A 14,629-nucleotide genomic window follows, 5' to 3' on the forward strand; every position below is an offset into this window, starting at 1 on the left:
GAAGGATTTTGGCGGCAAGCGGCCACATTGGGGATTCACCGAATCGCCGCTTGTGGATGGCGATTGGCTCGTTTGCACCCCCGGCGGCAAGGACGCGATGATGGTCGCGCTGAATAAGCTCACCGGCGAGCCAGTTTGGAAATGCGCGGTCCCCGATTTCGGCAAAGGAGGCGGCGGCGGCGCGGCATATTCCTCGATCGTCGTCAGCGACGCCGCGGGCGTGAAGCAATACGTGCAACTCATTGGACACGGCTTGATCGGAGTGGCCGCCGCCGATGGCAAGTTTCTCTGGGGCTACAACAAGATCGCCAACGGCACGGCGAACATCCCGACACCCATCGTTCGCGGCGATTATGTATTCGACTCCACCGGATACGGCACCGGCGCGGTGCTCTTGAAGCTCTCCAAGGATGGCGACGTAGTCAAAGCCGATGAGGTCTACTTTCTCAAGCACGAAGACTTGCAAAACCATCACGGCGGAATGGTGCTCGTCGGCGATTATCTTTATGGCGGGCACGGCCATGGCGCCGGAGCGCCGATCTGCCTGGAATTCTTGACCGGCAAGATCAAGTGGAAGGAAAATCACGGACCGGGCAGCGGCTCGGCTGCGGTACTCTATGCCGACGGCAAGCTCTATTTCCGCTATCAGGACGGCACGATGGCGCTGATCGAAGCCACGCCCGAGCATTACAATTTGATCAGCAGATTTCAGATTCCCGACGTTAAAAGCCCAAGCTGGCCCCACCCCGTCATCGCCGGCGGCAAGCTCTATCTGCGCGAGCAGGATAGTTTGCTTTGCTATAGGCTGAAATGAGCGGACGGCTGTCGCGGCTAATGTGGAGGAAACCGTATGGTAAGAACCGTTCACGGCGTCGTGCATGGCAAGACTATTGAAGTCGACGAAGACCTCGGCGTGGCCGAAGGCCAAGCGGTCGAGGTTCAAGTGAAGGTCGTCCACGCCAGCAAGCCCTGGGGCGAGGGCATCCTGCGAACGGCCGGTGCCTTGGCGGATGATCCCGAATGGGATGCGATCATGGAAGAGATTCACCAGGCCCGCAAGAGAGATCGTCGGCCCCGGATTGAGTCGCTCGAATAAGCATGACGCACTTGCTCGACACGAACATCTGCTCCGAGCACATGCGGCGGCCCGGCGGATTGGCGCACCGATTCTTTCAGCACGCCGGCCAAATTGCGATTTCAACCATTGTTCTAGCGGAATTGTACGCCGGCGCGTACAAGCGCGCCGATCCGACCCGAGTGCTTGCACTTATCCGAGACCTCCGTCAAGAAGTGAATGTTCTGGACTTCGATTTGACATGCGCCGAACAGTTCGGCAAATCGCAGGGTGCGCTCCTGCAGCAAGGAATCGGGGTTCCCGTGGCGGACTTGATGATCGCGTCAGTTGCGTTAGTGCACAACCTGACGCTCGTGACTCACAACACCGCAGACTTCCAGAACATCCCGGGATTGCGGCTGGAAGATTGGCTGACTCCATGACGATCGTGCACCCGAAAAAGCGCATGGCTTTGGAAGCGGCGGGATGGCGCTTCGGAGACGCCGCGGATTTTCTCGGCATGAGCGACGAGGAGCGGCAATTGCCGGACACGCGCTTTGAAATCGCGTCGGCCGTCCGGCAGCAGCGCGAGCGCGTCAATTTGTCCCAGAAGGAGCTGGCAAAACGAATCAAGACCAGTCAGCCGCGTATTGCCAGAATCGAACGTGCCGCGTCCGACGTTTCGCTCGATCAACTTCTTCGCGCCTTTTCCGCGGCCGGCGGCCGAATCTCGGTGAAGCAAGTCCCGCGATCACGGTCAACTCGCTCCGGGGCAAATGCGACGCGCGGCGAACGGATATCGACTGCGACTGTGATCGAACTCCAACTCGCATGAGTTTGACTTCGCGAAAGCCAATCTGTGGCTGAGTTCGCGCAGATCGGCAGCGCCGGACACACTTGTCTATTTGTTGTCGCCCTGGAAATCTATTTGATCCAATACACCGTCACCGATGAAGATCGGGCGATCGCTCAGCACTGCCAAAGCAAGCGCATCACTCGGCCGAATGTCGAGGAGCAGGAGACGCCCCTGATGTCGAATGCGTGCGCTGGCAAAGTAAATGCGATCCTCAAGACGATCGACAACAACATCTTGCACTTCACCGCCCAGCAACCGAATACTTGCGGCAAAGGCGTCATGGGTCAGCGGGCGCGGCGACTCATACTCCTTCAACATCCTGTCGAGCGATGTGGCCTCAAAGATGCCAATCAGAAGCGGAAAACGTCGATCTCCGTCTACCTCTTGAAGATAAACCACTTGGTGGTCATTGATTTCTGAAATGACGACGAGGTCGATTTCAAACTGACGTGCGCGATCAAGTGTGGCGCGTTGCCCTGAAAAATTGGAAATAGGCTCGCGATAGGAGGTGAGGGCCACGCGAGCATGCGCTTCGCACAGATGGTGCTCTCTTGTTGATCGGCGGTTCTCGATCCGGGACAATTGAAATGTAGCGAGTTGCTCTCATCCCGAGAAAGTGCATTGCATACGCGGTCACCCCGATCAATGTCAAATCGCATTGGCTCTGATCCCTCTCCATTCCTGGCCGGAAGCCCCTGACCTACCGGCTCTACAGAATAAACTTGCTCAAATCCTCATCCTGTGTCAGCGCGTCGAGTTTGTCTTTGACGTAGACGGAGTTGATGTTGATTTCGCCTTGCTTCATGTCGGCCGCCTCGAAGCTGAGTTCTTCGAGCAGCCGCTCCATGATTGTGTAGAGCCGCCGGGCGCCGATGTTTTGGGTCGTCTGGTTGACCTTGAAGGCGTAGTTGGCCAGGGCGTCGATCGCGTCGGGAGTGAAGCTGAGTACGACGCCTTCGGTCTCCATTAGGGCCGTATATTGCTTGGTCAGGGCGTTGTGCGGTTCGGTGAGGATGCGGATGAAATCGTCTTTGGTCAGATCGGTCAGCTCGACGCGGATCGGGAACCGCCCTTGCAGCTCGGGCATCAGCTCGCTTGGCTTCGCCCGATGGAATGCCCCGGCGGCGATGAAGAGCACATGATCGGTCTTCACATAGCCGTACTTGGTTTGGATCGTCGTCCCTTCGACGATCGGCAGCAGATCACGCTGCACGCCCTGCCGCGAGACATCGACCCCTTTCGTCTCGCCGGCGACGATCTTGTCGATCTCGTCGAGAAAGATGATCCCGACGTTCTCGGCCAATTCGATCGCCGCGCCGTTCACCTTTTCCTGATTGATGAGCGCATCGCATTCCTGCTCGAAGAGCACGCGGCGGGCATCGGCGACGCTCATCTCGCGCCGCGAAGTGTTTTTCGGGAGAATCTTTTCGAACACTCCCTGCAAATCGAAATCGACCTGCTCCATTCCCATCCCAGTGAACATCATGGGAACTGCCTTCTGCTCGATCGTCAGCTCGACCTTGCGCTCGTCGAGTTCGCCGGCGGCTAGCATCACGCGCATCTTCTCGCGGGTTCGCTCGTGCCGATCGGGAGCCTCGGGGCTGTCGGCGGCCGCGTCGTAACTGATCGGCGGCGGGGCGAGCAGATCGAGCAAGCGGTCTTCGACGCGCCGCCGGGCCTCCTCCTCGACGCTCTTCCGCTCCCGCTCCCGAACGAGGCCGATCGCGTTCTCGACCAGCTCGCGGACCATGCTCTCGACGTCGCGGCCGTAGTAGCCGACCTCGGTATACTTGGTGGCCTCGACCTTGATAAACGGCGCTCCGGTGAGCTTCGCCAGCCGGCGGGCGATTTCCGTTTTGCCGACGCCCGTCGGGCCGATCATGAGGATGTTCTTCGGGGCGACCTCGGGGCGCATTTCCTCGGGCAACCGCTGCCGCCGCCAGCGGTTGCGGATCGCGATCGCCACGGCCCGTTTCGCCGCACCCTGGCCGACGATGTGGCGATCCAATTCGGTGACGATTTCGCGCGGGGTCAGGTCTCGCATGGCAACTCTTCGACGAGGATGTTGGTGTTCGTGTAGATGTCGATCCCGGCGGCAATTTCGAGCGAATGACGAACGATCTCGGCGGCCGAGAGCGTCGAATGGCCGACCAGCGCACGAGCCGCGGCGACCGCGAAGCTCCCCCCCGAGCCGATCCCGAGGATTCCGTCAGTGGGCTGAATCACGTCGCCGGTGCCGCTGACGAGCAGCGTATTCCGCGCGTCGACCACTGCGAGCAGGGCCTCGAGCCGCCGCAGCACGCGATCGGTCCGCCATTCCTTGGCCAACTCGGTGGCCGCCCGCGGCACATTCGAGGGGAAATCCTTGAGCTTGGCCTCGAAGCGCTCTAAGAGCGCGAAGGCATCGGCGCTTGCCCCCGCGAAGCCGGTGATGACGCGGTTCTCGGCAATGCGGCGGATTTTCACCGCGTCGGCCTTCATTACCGTGTTGCCGAGCGTCACCTGACCATCGCCCCCCATCGCGACCTGGCCTTTGTGCCGGACGGTCAGGATTGTCGTCGAACGAATCTTCATCTTCGCACCGTGAAAAGTAGTAGGCACACTCCATGTGCCGTCCGCGCTGTATTGTTACGGCACACGGAGAGCGTGTGATTTTTTGAAAGAACCTTGCGATCGATCACCCTAAGTTGTTATTTGAACGTCAAAACTGAGACGCCGAATAACGACTTATGTCGCCACGTTTCAAAAAATCACAAACTCGGAGTGTGCCTACTACACTCGACGAAATCGAGCGCTCAAGTGTACCAGTCTCGGCGGTGAGTGGCGAGTGGCGAGCGGAGCGTTGCCGACGCCGCCAGCGTCGGAATCGGCCGCGACGGTCTTCGCTCCGACGCCGGCTTCCGCGTCATGCCGCGGCTCGGCCGGTGGTCAGCGCCGCCAACTCTCGCGAGATCGGTCCGCGGAATGCGGCTTCGAGTTGCCCGATGGCATGGGCCGCCAGGGCGCCGTCCAGCACGCGATGGTCGCAGATCAGAGTCACCAGCATTTGACCTCGCTCATCGAGCGGGCCATACGTGAGGCTGGTCGTGAGGATCGAAGGGTGCGAGCGGTTCCACGCTCCTTGGCTGGCTAACGTGGAAATACCGAACGTGCCGAGCCGCCGCGCGCGGTGCTTCACGACGAAATTCAAATTGATCCACCACAACAACCGCCGCAGAAGAGTCGGCATCTTGCTCAGCAGTACCTGTCGGCGAAACACTTTCTCGATCGGTTCGCGCCGATAGCGCAGCAGGGCTTGCTGAAGCTCGACGAGCGATTGCTGCTCGGGCCGAATGAATCGGCCCCAGCAGAGCCGCTCTTCATCGCGCTCTTCATCGCGGCGATTGATCGCCAACATTCCGACCGAGTGCGGCATTTCGATGAGGTGCGCCCACGGCCAGCCGAGCAGTGCCTGCCGGAGCGGCCGGCAATCGGCGGCCGCCAGCGCATAAGCCTTGAGAAACAACACGGACCACGAGATTTGCCGCCCTGCCTGGTCGCGCAGCGCGGCGACGTCGCCGAATTGCACAAGTTTATCGACCGCGAACCGCGGAACGCGCTGGGAAAAATGGACCAGGTCGTTCACCAAAGCCCGATTTCTCGACAATCGCAGGCGTCGCACCGCGGGTTCAATCGGCGCGACCGAAGGCATCGCAGAATCCATTCTGTGCCCCTCCATGCCGAAATGTCTAACATCCTGGCCGAGATGGGACAAGGCCGCTTTTCGCAATCGACAACGCCGGAAACAACGACGGCTCGAACGCCGAGTTATTTTTTCCGCTTCAGCGTCCGTTCGAGTTGCTGGACAGTCGCTCGAATGCCCTCCAATTCGGGATTTAGACCCAGCGCACGGCGAAGGGATTCCAATGCCGCGGGCTGATTCCCCATTTTGAGATAGCACTGCCCGATGCCGGCGGCAGCGGCGAAATGATAGGGGTTGATCTCCAGGGCCTGCCGGCAGTCGCGGATCGATTCCTCGTAGCGATTCAGGGCAAAATGGGCGATCGCCCGCTGATTCCAGGCCTCGGCCAGCCACGGGGCCTCGTGGGCGAGCGACGTGGCCTCGCGCAGCGCGGTAATCGCTTGTTGGGCGTTATTGAGCGACATCAATCGGGCCAGCCGCTGCCGTTGGCTCGAATCCCCCACGCGGCACCAGAGGGCTCGAATGCCGCTCTCGGCCAAAAGCCGCACGCCGCGGTCGGGATCCTTGAGCGCGCGGCCAAGCGTGGCGTTCGATTCGTAATCGGCCGCATAACCCAGCGCCAGCACCGACGCGCGGCGAACCAATCGTTCGCCGACGGCGGCCAGCCGCGCCAGCGTCGCGACCGTATAGCGGCCGGTGACGCGATGGATGAACGCGGCAATGTCCTGATCCACCAGGTATTGCTGGTAGAGTTCGCTCATCACGGGGGAACGGACTGCATCGTTGCTCATAACGCCGACCTGATATTGTCGCGCGGCAAGCTGCCGCAGTCGCTCCCCCACATCTCTTAGTGTAATCAGAATGGAAAAGAATTAAACTGATTCGATGAACAATTCGCGCCGGAATTCGGAGATTCGCCTCTTTTTTTTGACGGACACCCTGGCGCTGGCGATCTTTCTGGCGATGAGCCTGGCGGCCTCCGTTGATCTGACGGCGCCGACGTCAATCCAAGCTGCGCCGGCCGACGACTCAATCGCCTGGCTGACCGGCGACAAGCTACGCGCCCAATTGGATCAAAAAGTCGGCGCGATCTGGGAGGGCGATCCGTTCCGTCGGGCGATGATGAGCCTCTCTCGGTCGCAGCACGTGGCAATCCTCTTGGACCGGCGCGTCGATCCCGATCAAAAAATCGAATTATCGTTCAACGACGTCCGGCTGGAGGCGGCGCTCAAGCTGATTGCAAGCAACAAACGGTTCGGGACGGCGCAAGTCGGCTCAGCGATCTACCTTGGTCCGACCGCGACTGCCGAAAAGCTTCGCACGCTGGCCGCGCTGCGCAAGGCTGAGGCATTGCGGCTCCCCGCGGCGGCACGCTCCCGCTTTTTGCAGCTCCGGCCGATGCGCTGGGACGATTTGGCCGCACCGCGCGACCTCCTCGCGGCGATTGCAACCGAATCCCATATCGAGATTCAAGCGATGGACCGCATCCCGCACGATCTGTGGGCGGCCGCCGATCTGCCCGCCGCAAGTTTCGTCGACTGGCTGACGCTGATCGCCGGGCAGTTCGACTTGACGTTCAGCATTTCAAAGGATGGGCAACGCGTCCGGCTCGTCGATATGCCCGCATTCGTTGAAATCGAGAATACCTATCCACTCCGCGGCGGGCTCGCGCAGCGCGGCAAGGAGATTGCCAAGAAACTAGCCGAATTGCTCCCCACCGCGAAGATCGAACTCGCGGCCGGAAAACTCACGGTTCGCGGCCGAGCGGAGGACCTGGATATCGTCGAGAGTTACTTGTCGGGACGCCCCGCGAAGCAGACCACACTGACACCCGGCCAAACGGACTACACGCTAACCGTCGTCGCACCAGTCGGCACGCTGATCAACGCGCTGCGCAAGAAGATGGACCTCGACGTGCGAATCGACGAAGACGCGATCAAAGCCGCCGGCCTGTCGCTCGCGACCGAAGTGACGGTGAACGTCAGCCACGCGACCGCCGATGAGTTGCTGAAGAAAGTCCTCGCCCCCGCGGGGCTCACTTATGAGCGCCAGGGAAATACGATCGAAGTGCGACCCGAGAAGAAATGAGGCGTGGCGCTTGCTTTAGGATGCGTCAAGGCTCGGCGCAGACGCACCATGCGGCGCGGCTTATGTCAATTTGGCGGCGGTTTCCAGTGCGTCTGCGCTGCGCTTGACGCACCCTACGCCTTCACCATTCGCGACTCAGCGCGCCGCGCTTTGACCCGAGCGATCGGCGGCGGTCCTCAATTCTTGCGATTTCGCCGCATCGGCCTGGGCCTTATTGCTGTCGCCAATTCGGCGGTAGGCGAGACTGCGATTAGTATAGGCGTCGGCGTATTTGGGATTGATGCGAATCGCTTCGGAATACGATTGGATTGCGCTGGGCCAATCGCCCGCGCCGGCTTGAGCCGCTCCGCGCTTGAAATACAGCGAGGCATCCTTGGGCGTAGATCGGATCGCCTCGTCGAAGTCGGCGATCGCCTTCTCGTATTCCTTAAGTGCCACGTAGGCCAGCCCTCGATTGATGTGAGCCGGGGCATAGTGATTGTCGTATCGCAGGGCCTCTGAGTAGACGTTTGCTGCCTCGCGGACGTGTCCCAAACGGACCAGGGTCATCCCCTTCCAGGTCAACGGTCGCGGGTCGTTGATGTTTACGCCGGCGGCGTCTTCGAAATCAGCTTGGGCCAGCGCAAATTCCCCCTTGTTATACCAACAGACGCCACGCCGCAAATAAGCGTCGCCGAGTTCCGCATCGAGCTTGATCGCATCGGATAATTCTTCGATCGCATCGTCGTAGCGATTGAGCATCCGGTAGGCGACTCCGAGCGTATACGGCGGTCCGGCCTCGGTCGGGGCGAGCTTGATTGCTTTCTTCAGCGGATCAATCGCCTCGGCATATTTGCCCGCGTCGATCAACTCCTGGCCTTTCTTGAGTTCGGCAGAACCAGGGGTCGGCTCGGGTTCGGTGGACTTCGTGTCCGAAAGAAGATCAGCCGGCGCGCGAGTGGATTTTTCGGGCGTCTTCGTTTCGGCCGGCATCTTCGTGTCCGGCGACTTGGACGGCTCTCCCTTGTCTTCAAACGGATTATCGCTGTCTTTTCCGCGCTTGCTCGGTGTCTTCGAATCGCTCGCATCGGAACCGAAGGGATCGGTCCGGGCAGGCCTCGCGTCGTCTTTTTTTGGAGTTGGCGCAAACGGATCGACTGGTTCCTTTGATGTTGCTTTATCGTCGAGCTTTCCTTGGGCGGGTGTCGTCGCGAAGGGATCATCCGTTCCCTTGGCGGCCGATTTGGTCGCCGGACTTCCCTTTTCAGGCACTTCATCGCCGAATGGATCGCCAGCCTTGCGATCGGTTTTCGAATTCGGCTTCGCCTTTCCGTTGGACGGCGCCGCCGGATCGCTCGGCGCAGCCGCCGCTCGCCCAGCGGGGACGTCCTTCTTGACAGCGTCCTTATTATCCGAGTCCTTCTTGTCAGCTTCCTTTTTATCGGGGCCGGTCGTCGCCTGGCCCCAAACCCCAGCGCTCACCCCGATCACGATCAGCAGCGCCACCGCAAACACAAACCCCTGATGTCGATTTTTCATCGCTTTGCTTCCTCGTTTAAAAACGATCCGCCGCGGCGGATTGGTCAAACATCCGCCCATGTCTAACTAAGTATAGTCGTCGAAGATACTTGTCTCATCGCGGCCGACGCCGAAGCGGCCAAAAATCGGCCCGCTACGATCGGAAAAACCGGCAAGCAGGGGCCGTTGGCCAGACGTGGCGACAGCGCGACGGCTCATCCCTATCCTGGGGCGTCAGGGCCCCGACTCCGCATAGGCGAAGTCAGCAAACGGTTCATCTCATCTCGAATGGTTTGTTCGATCTTGCCCTTGAACATCATCGCAGCAAAGGGGATTTGGCCCTCGAACTTCACGTCGGCCGGTTCGACTGCCATCCGCCCCTTGATGTGGAACCCATACGTTTTGAAAGCGAAATCCAGATTATTGTCCGCCCACTTCTCTTCCAGATCACTGACCTGATTCTGATAACGTTGCTTGACCTTTTCCAAGAAGCCCTTGAGCCGGGCCGCAGCCTCCTCTTGCCCCAGGTCGTGGGGGATCGTCATTTTCAGGCTCGGCATCTCGCTGTCTCCTTGGGGCTTCTGCCAGCTTAGCAAGTCCGTTGCTTCGTAACTAGGATCCCGCTGCCACAATGGTTCCAAATCGCTTCGACCGTTTCGGAAGAAAAGCGGTCAGAGCCGAGCACTTCACCGAATGCCTGCTGGCATCGTATACTTGGCTGCCGAAAGCGGAAACCGGCGAGCGGCCGTAGGGGTATCCCTTGTCAGGCGCGCTATTCCGTGGCGCGGCCGGCCGAATCACCATCAGAACCGTGCGTCGAAGAGTTCCAACCAGCAATCCCGTTGACACACCATGACGAACCGACGCCGCGGGATTTTCATCGGCTTGCTGCTGGCGCTGTTGGGAACGGCCTCATTGGCCGTCGCCGTGGCGGCCTACATTCAGCGGCTGCCTGATCCTGAGACGGCTGATCGCCGCGGGCTGTTTCGCTGGCTGATCGAGTGCGATCTGCGCGAGCAACCCGCGGAATTGCAGCTCATCATTTTGCGGCGAGTGGAAGGAGAGTTGAGGGCAGGAATCGACTTCAGTAAAGTCGCGGCCATGCTCGACGACGCTCAGCGACAACGCCTCTTGGCGAACGCCGATCTCCTGGCCCGCCGCTGGTTTCGCCGCGCGGCGAATTTCTACTTTGCCGAACCGGCCGGGCGGCGCGGTCCAATCCTCGCTCAGCAAATCGAGCAGATTCAAGGACTGGGGATTATGGACCAATTGTCGGCGCTCGAGCGCGGATCGAGCATCGCGAATCCGGAGCCTGGGAAAGCAAACCGGGTCGTCGCAAACGATTGGGTCAGCTCGCTGGCTGCGCAAACGAAGCGGATTCAGACCTGGCTCGACGATACCGAGCCGCAAGAACGCCAGCGGATGGAGCAGTATTTCACGGCGCTCCGCGATCGACTGCTGATGGACAGTGTGCGGAAATTCTTGCCAGTTTTCTAGTTCCTGGCGCGAGACACCTGCCGCGAAGTGTGACATTGGCCAGCGGGGCGCCCTCTGGGCCCGGCCAGTGCCGGCCCGCACTCAAAGAGACAACCACTCACTAATTCCGCCGCTCGTCGGCCGCACTTTCGAGATCGTCGAAGTTCCGAACGTCTTCTGGGTGCCAAAGCGGCAAGCCCTGCTTCAGCCGCTCGGCCATGATGGCCAGCTTCGCGTCGGAACCGGGCAAGGCCCGCGTGGCGTCATATTCGTTCTGCGGCACCTGCTGCGGCTCGAAATCCCAATGCCCTAGCTTGATGGCTTCCAAGACAGAATTCGGCACGACTAACTCCTCGTATTCGCCTAGTCGCGACCGATTTGTGGCCCCCGTCCGTGCGGCGCCAGCTCGGCCCAAGTGAGAACACGCTGGCCCAACCGTGGCTGAATTCCAAGGTAGTAGTATTTAGCTTGCTAGCGGCCCTGTCAAGCAATTTTTCGCGGCGCGGCCGTTGGAGACGCGTCTGTACCGACGACGGGTTGGTCAAGTGCTGGCCGCGGCTTGTGCAAGTTCCTCGATACGGGCGACGATGCGGTCTTGCGCGGCTTCAGGATTGTAGGACGCGTACTTCGCGGCGAAGACCCGTGCCGCGTCGCGGTAGCGGCTGTTGCTCAGCAGATCATTCAACGCGGCCTCGATCGCGGCCGGCCGGTCGGGCGGAGCCGAGATGGCTAGGCCTTGCTCGACCAACCGTCGCATCAACAGACCTTGCTCCAACGAAATCGGCAGCAGCAACAACGGCTTGCCAGCCAGGAGAAACTGGGCCGCCGAATTGTGCCCGGCGTTGAGAATTGCCACGTCGCACTCGGGCGCGGCCTGCGCGATGTCCAGCGGCGCGCTTGCCAGACGCAGCGTCGGACCTACCAGCTTCTCGGCGGCCTCGCGCGGGAGATCGTGAGTGTAGGCGACAGTCGAATACCCGCGCTGCCGCAAATGCTCGAGCAGCCAGTCCCGCGCCGGAAACCGATGCGTGTACATGAATACCCGCGGCCCATTGCCGCTCGGCCAAGCAAACGCTTTTCCCTGATCGGATTCCCATGCGCCCAAGTATTTAGCGTCGCCGCGATCCGGAAAATGATCCAGCTCAGCAAATGTCGTCAGGAAGGTTTCCGCGACCGACGAATAAAGCTGCGACAGCCGCACCCACCGTGCATTGCCCCGGGCAGCACGGATTTCATTGATATTCGCCAGCACGCGCTCGTCGCGCTCTCCCTTAGGGAGAGGGCCGGTTTGAGGGTGCTTGGTTCCCTCTCCATTGACGAGAGAGCGCTGGGGTACGGGGGCGTTCCCTTTCAGCCACGACCGCAGGTTCGGCAGCGTTGCTCCGGCTGGCGGGCAACAGAACCCTGTCCCGATCAAAGCGCACGGAATCTCATCGATCGATGCCGCCAACAGCGCCGAAGGGCTGTGATCGCAGAGAATGAGGTCCGGCCGGACCAACGCGAATAGCGTCTGCCACGCCCGCGTCAGAATTCGCAAATCCTCGGCGTGCGCGAACCCCACATTGTGCAGCAAGTCGGCATACTTCCGCACCGGCTCGATCGGATCGGGAATCCGCCAAGCCAAATGCGGCGCCGGCAGATACTGGACGGCGGCGCCGCCGAACGCATTCTCCGCCCGTCGCAGCTCCCGCAGCGTCGCGATCACCCGATGCCCGCGCGCCGCCAGCTTCTGCGCCAGCGGCAAGGACCGCAGAATATGCCCCAGCCCGCCACCCAACTCCCAAGCGTAGAGGATTGTAGCCACGATGATCCCCACGCGCCGTCGTTATCGGATTCAACCTGCCCGCCAAAAAATCCGTTCTGACTGGATCGGCCATGGCGGCTAACCGCCAATCGCGCCCTACTGCTTTTCCTCATTGCCGGTACGAGACAACCGGCCCGATGCGTCGATAACGAGATTCAGCGGCGATTTTCCGGGTATGTCGATAGTCTTGCCCTTGTACGTCAGCTTTCGTCCGAAGTCGGTGATGCGCACAACCCGATCATTAATCTGAATCTCGGCCACGCCCCAGGAATAGTGCATCCGTTCAAAGTAACCTGTGGATGAATGTTCCTCGCTCGCGTAGTATCCCAAGCCGGAAACCATCAAAGCGCCACGTTCAAACGAACTCTCGTCCGATAATCCCTGGAACACGATCGACATTTTCGGCTCGCTAAAAATGAGCGTCGTACGATCTTTCTCACCGTGAAGCGAGTATTCCCACCTCGTTGGCAACGCGAACGCGACAAAAACGTACGGCACGACGAGCGCTACTCCGAAAACTCGCATTTGAATAAGCTCCAATCAATCGGTTCGGAAAGATTTCGGGTTTCGCGTGATGAGCATCCGTTTCGAATCATCCCATAACGCACGTGTACGTAAAACCTTTTCCTGAGAGCGTTGAAGGATGATAGCCAGGAAAAAAACACTGCAATTCCATTCCGATTGTGGAAATGACGCTCGAAAGTCGATTCTGCTTGTTCCATTGGTTCCACAGGCGGCCGTCCACGGCGGCGCCACCCAAGACCAACAAAAAAGCCGACGTGGCCGAATACCCTGAGGTATCCCACCACGTCGGCTTACTCTTCAACGAGCGTTCCGGCGAACCGGACTGCCCTTCGGTTAGTCGTCCGACGACCTGGATGCCGCGAGAATCATCTCGCCGCATCCCACCGGAGAGTAATAACTACTCCCCTCTCGATCAGTAGTTCTACAGATTGTTTCAGTTCTGTCAACCGGTTTGGTCGAGAAGTCCGAGAATGATCGCGGCGGCGAATGGCTGATGCAATCGCCCAAACATGAGCTGGAAAGGCCACGAAGATTCTAGCATTGACGAAATAAGGCAGGCATTAGCGACGTGACGACGGATTTTCGCATCTGATGCGCTTACTATTCCCGCCCCTTCGCTTGCTCGCGGGCCTTTGCCAGCACGTCGGCGAGCTTCACCGGCTCGCCGCCTTGCCGGCGGCTTTCGTCGGCCGCTTCCATGAACGTCATCATCTCGATCGTCTCCTCGGCCCGCACCGGCGGCTGGCGAGTCTTGAAGAATCTGACGATCTCAACCACCAGCGGGCGGTAGCCCTCGAAATGCCCCGCCGTCGCGATGCCCGTCTTGCCGAATATTGTGGCGCCGTAATCTTGCTTGCCGTCGCGGATGCCGCGGAATGTACCAATCCGGCCATCCTTCCAAACGCCGATCGCCAGGTCAGTCCCATCCGTATGCGCTCGGGAAACTGTTTCGCAGCCGGTCCCCATGATTGTGTAAAGCGTCTCGACGCCGTGGATGCCATACCAATAGAGATCCGGATGCGTTGCTTCAAGATGGCAAGGACTCCAGGCGTCGCAGCCCGTGATCGCGCCGATTTTTTTCGGATCGGTTAGCGCGGCCTGGGTGTCGCGGGCGAATCGCAGCGCGGAGCTGCTGAACCACGGCGTCTTGGTCTTCTCACCCAGATCGGCGATCGCCAGCGCATCGGCGAGCGAGCCGGCCAGCGGCTTGTCGATGAACAGGGGCTTGCCGGCCTTGAACACCGGCCGGGCTTGCTCGAGGTGCGGCCGGCCATCAACGCTTTCGAGCAAGACCACGTCCACCTTGTCGAGCAAGGCCGGAATCGAATCCACCAGCTCGACGCCCATGCCTTTGACTTGCTCGGTGAGCTTCGCCAGGCGATCGCGGCTGGAAGAAATGTCGCTGCCGCCTGGAAACGCGGCCACCACGCGCACTCCCGCCAAGTCCTCGGCCGCCTTGGGGTCGTTCAAGAGCTTGGTGAACTCGACGGCGTGCGATGTGTCGAGCCCAATGATGCCGGCCCGCAGCAATGGCGATTCGCTCGACCGGCCGCTAGGAGCATCGGCCGCGACGGCAATGGCGCAGATATTGAAAAGAACCAGCGAGGGAAGCGGCCATGATTTGAGGCGAGACAGCATCTGCGATGT

The 14,629-nt window shown here is 60.3% G+C and carries 17 protein-coding genes; 6 read left to right on the forward strand and 11 right to left on the reverse strand.

The genetic code is table 11. The annotated features are described in order from the left end of the window. The 4 genes from VGY55_21610 to VGY55_21625 all read left to right on the forward strand — a co-directional run. Positions 1-814, forward strand: an 814-nt coding sequence (locus VGY55_21610; GenBank protein HEV2972579.1) for a PQQ-binding-like beta-propeller repeat protein, incomplete at its 5' end; no start/stop codon positions are given. A gap of 36 nt (positions 815-850) precedes the next feature. Further along, positions 851-1,096, forward strand: coding sequence for a hypothetical protein (locus tag VGY55_21615; GenBank protein HEV2972580.1), 246 nt, complete (start codon positions 851-853; stop codon positions 1,094-1,096). A 2-nt stretch (positions 1,097-1,098) separates the two neighbouring features. After that, the gene (locus VGY55_21620) at positions 1,099-1,497 is read left to right on the forward strand and encodes a type II toxin-antitoxin system VapC family toxin (protein ID HEV2972581.1); all 399 of its coding nucleotides are present in this window, start codon (positions 1,099-1,101) and stop codon (positions 1,495-1,497) included. Continuing rightward, positions 1,494-1,889, forward strand: a complete 396-nt coding sequence (locus tag VGY55_21625; GenBank protein ID HEV2972582.1) for a helix-turn-helix transcriptional regulator — start codon at positions 1,494-1,496, stop codon at positions 1,887-1,889. Before VGY55_21620 ends, VGY55_21625 begins: the two co-directional genes overlap by 4 nt. 66 nt (positions 1,890-1,955) lie before the next feature. Here the strand turns inward: VGY55_21625 and VGY55_21630 are convergent, their stop codons facing one another. From VGY55_21630 to VGY55_21650, 5 genes are all read right to left on the reverse strand, one after another. Next, positions 1,956-2,429, reverse strand: a complete 474-nt coding sequence (locus VGY55_21630; GenBank protein ID HEV2972583.1) for a bifunctional nuclease family protein — start codon at positions 2,427-2,429, stop codon at positions 1,956-1,958. A gap of 190 nt (positions 2,430-2,619) precedes the next feature. Beyond that, on the reverse strand, positions 2,620-3,954 hold the full coding sequence (gene hslU, locus VGY55_21635; protein HEV2972584.1) for an ATP-dependent protease ATPase subunit HslU: 1,335 nt from the start codon (positions 3,952-3,954) through the stop codon (positions 2,620-2,622). Then, positions 3,942-4,484, reverse strand: coding sequence for an ATP-dependent protease subunit HslV (gene hslV, locus VGY55_21640; GenBank protein ID HEV2972585.1), 543 nt, complete (start codon positions 4,482-4,484; stop codon positions 3,942-3,944). The genes hslU and hslV overlap by 13 nt, the downstream gene beginning before the upstream one ends. Positions 4,485-4,815: 331 nt before the next feature. Then, positions 4,816-5,613, reverse strand: a complete 798-nt coding sequence (locus tag VGY55_21645; GenBank protein ID HEV2972586.1) for a hypothetical protein — start codon at positions 5,611-5,613, stop codon at positions 4,816-4,818. A gap of 104 nt (positions 5,614-5,717) precedes the next feature. Continuing rightward, positions 5,718-6,383: a tetratricopeptide repeat protein gene (locus VGY55_21650; GenBank protein ID HEV2972587.1), complete on the reverse strand. Its 666-nt coding sequence runs from the start codon at positions 6,381-6,383 to the stop codon at positions 5,718-5,720. Between the two features lie 94 nt (positions 6,384-6,477). Between VGY55_21650 and VGY55_21655 the strand changes: the two genes are divergently transcribed. Then, positions 6,478-7,680, forward strand: coding sequence for an STN domain-containing protein (locus VGY55_21655; GenBank protein HEV2972588.1), 1,203 nt, complete (start codon positions 6,478-6,480; stop codon positions 7,678-7,680). A gap of 135 nt (positions 7,681-7,815) precedes the next feature. Here the strand turns inward: VGY55_21655 and VGY55_21660 are convergent, their stop codons facing one another. Then, complete coding sequence (locus VGY55_21660) at positions 7,816-9,198, reverse strand: tetratricopeptide repeat protein (GenBank protein HEV2972589.1); 1,383 nt, start codon at positions 9,196-9,198, stop codon at positions 7,816-7,818. A gap of 200 nt (positions 9,199-9,398) precedes the next feature. After that, positions 9,399-9,737, reverse strand: coding sequence for a polyhydroxyalkanoic acid system family protein (locus VGY55_21665; protein HEV2972590.1), 339 nt, complete (start codon positions 9,735-9,737; stop codon positions 9,399-9,401). A gap of 292 nt (positions 9,738-10,029) precedes the next feature. On the opposite strand from VGY55_21665, the gene VGY55_21670 reads away from it, so the two are divergent. Continuing rightward, complete coding sequence (locus tag VGY55_21670) at positions 10,030-10,674, forward strand: hypothetical protein (GenBank protein HEV2972591.1); 645 nt, start codon at positions 10,030-10,032, stop codon at positions 10,672-10,674. 100 nt (positions 10,675-10,774) lie between these two features. Here the strand turns inward: VGY55_21670 and VGY55_21675 are convergent, their stop codons facing one another. The 4 genes from VGY55_21675 to VGY55_21690 form a co-directional block, all read right to left on the reverse strand. Further along, a complete protein-coding gene (locus VGY55_21675; GenBank protein ID HEV2972592.1) occupies positions 10,775-10,996 on the reverse strand; it encodes a hypothetical protein in 222 nt (73 codons plus the stop codon). Between the two features lie 198 nt (positions 10,997-11,194). Beyond that, a complete protein-coding gene (locus tag VGY55_21680) occupies positions 11,195-12,457 on the reverse strand; it encodes a hypothetical protein (protein HEV2972593.1) in 1,263 nt (420 codons plus the stop codon). Positions 12,458-12,553: 96 nt separating this feature from the next. After that, positions 12,554-12,856 (reverse strand): hypothetical protein, encoded by a 303-nt coding sequence (locus VGY55_21685; GenBank protein HEV2972594.1) that lies wholly within the window; start codon positions 12,854-12,856, stop codon positions 12,554-12,556. Between the two features lie 726 nt (positions 12,857-13,582). Then, the gene (locus VGY55_21690; GenBank protein HEV2972595.1) at positions 13,583-14,620 is read right to left on the reverse strand and encodes a Gfo/Idh/MocA family oxidoreductase; all 1,038 of its coding nucleotides are present in this window, start codon (positions 14,618-14,620) and stop codon (positions 13,583-13,585) included. Positions 14,621-14,629 lie beyond the last annotated feature (9 nt).

The organism is Pirellulales bacterium, assembly GCA_035939775.1.
Lineage (GTDB): Bacteria > Planctomycetota > Planctomycetia > Pirellulales > DATAWG01 > DASZFO01.

What these genes read in the sequence shown, in the direction of transcription:
- VGY55_21690 (HEV2972595.1), bottom strand. Translation starts at nt 14,620, where the DNA reads ATGCTGTCTCGCCTCAAATCATGGCCGCTTCCCTCGCTGGTTCTTTTC.
- VGY55_21650 (HEV2972587.1), bottom strand. Translation starts at nt 6,383, where the DNA reads ATGAGCAACGATGCAGTCCGTTCCCCCGTGATGAGCGAACTCTACCAG.
- VGY55_21625 (HEV2972582.1), top strand. Translation starts at nt 1,494, where the DNA reads ATGACGATCGTGCACCCGAAAAAGCGCATGGCTTTGGAAGCGGCGGGA.
- VGY55_21670 (HEV2972591.1), top strand. Translation starts at nt 10,030, where the DNA reads ATGACGAACCGACGCCGCGGGATTTTCATCGGCTTGCTGCTGGCGCTG.
- VGY55_21660 (HEV2972589.1), bottom strand. Translation starts at nt 9,198, where the DNA reads ATGAAAAATCGACATCAGGGGTTTGTGTTTGCGGTGGCGCTGCTGATC.
- hslU (HEV2972584.1), bottom strand. Translation starts at nt 3,954, where the DNA reads ATGCGAGACCTGACCCCGCGCGAAATCGTCACCGAATTGGATCGCCAC.
- VGY55_21655 (HEV2972588.1), top strand. Translation starts at nt 6,478, where the DNA reads ATGAACAATTCGCGCCGGAATTCGGAGATTCGCCTCTTTTTTTTGACG.
- hslV (HEV2972585.1), bottom strand. Translation starts at nt 4,484, where the DNA reads ATGAAGATTCGTTCGACGACAATCCTGACCGTCCGGCACAAAGGCCAG.
- VGY55_21645 (HEV2972586.1), bottom strand. Translation starts at nt 5,613, where the DNA reads ATGGATTCTGCGATGCCTTCGGTCGCGCCGATTGAACCCGCGGTGCGA.
- VGY55_21620 (HEV2972581.1), top strand. Translation starts at nt 1,099, where the DNA reads ATGACGCACTTGCTCGACACGAACATCTGCTCCGAGCACATGCGGCGG.
- VGY55_21685 (HEV2972594.1), bottom strand. Translation starts at nt 12,856, where the DNA reads ATGTCGATCGTGTTCCAGGGATTATCGGACGAGAGTTCGTTTGAACGT.
- VGY55_21615 (HEV2972580.1), top strand. Translation starts at nt 851, where the DNA reads ATGGTAAGAACCGTTCACGGCGTCGTGCATGGCAAGACTATTGAAGTC.
- VGY55_21665 (HEV2972590.1), bottom strand. Translation starts at nt 9,737, where the DNA reads ATGCCGAGCCTGAAAATGACGATCCCCCACGACCTGGGGCAAGAGGAG.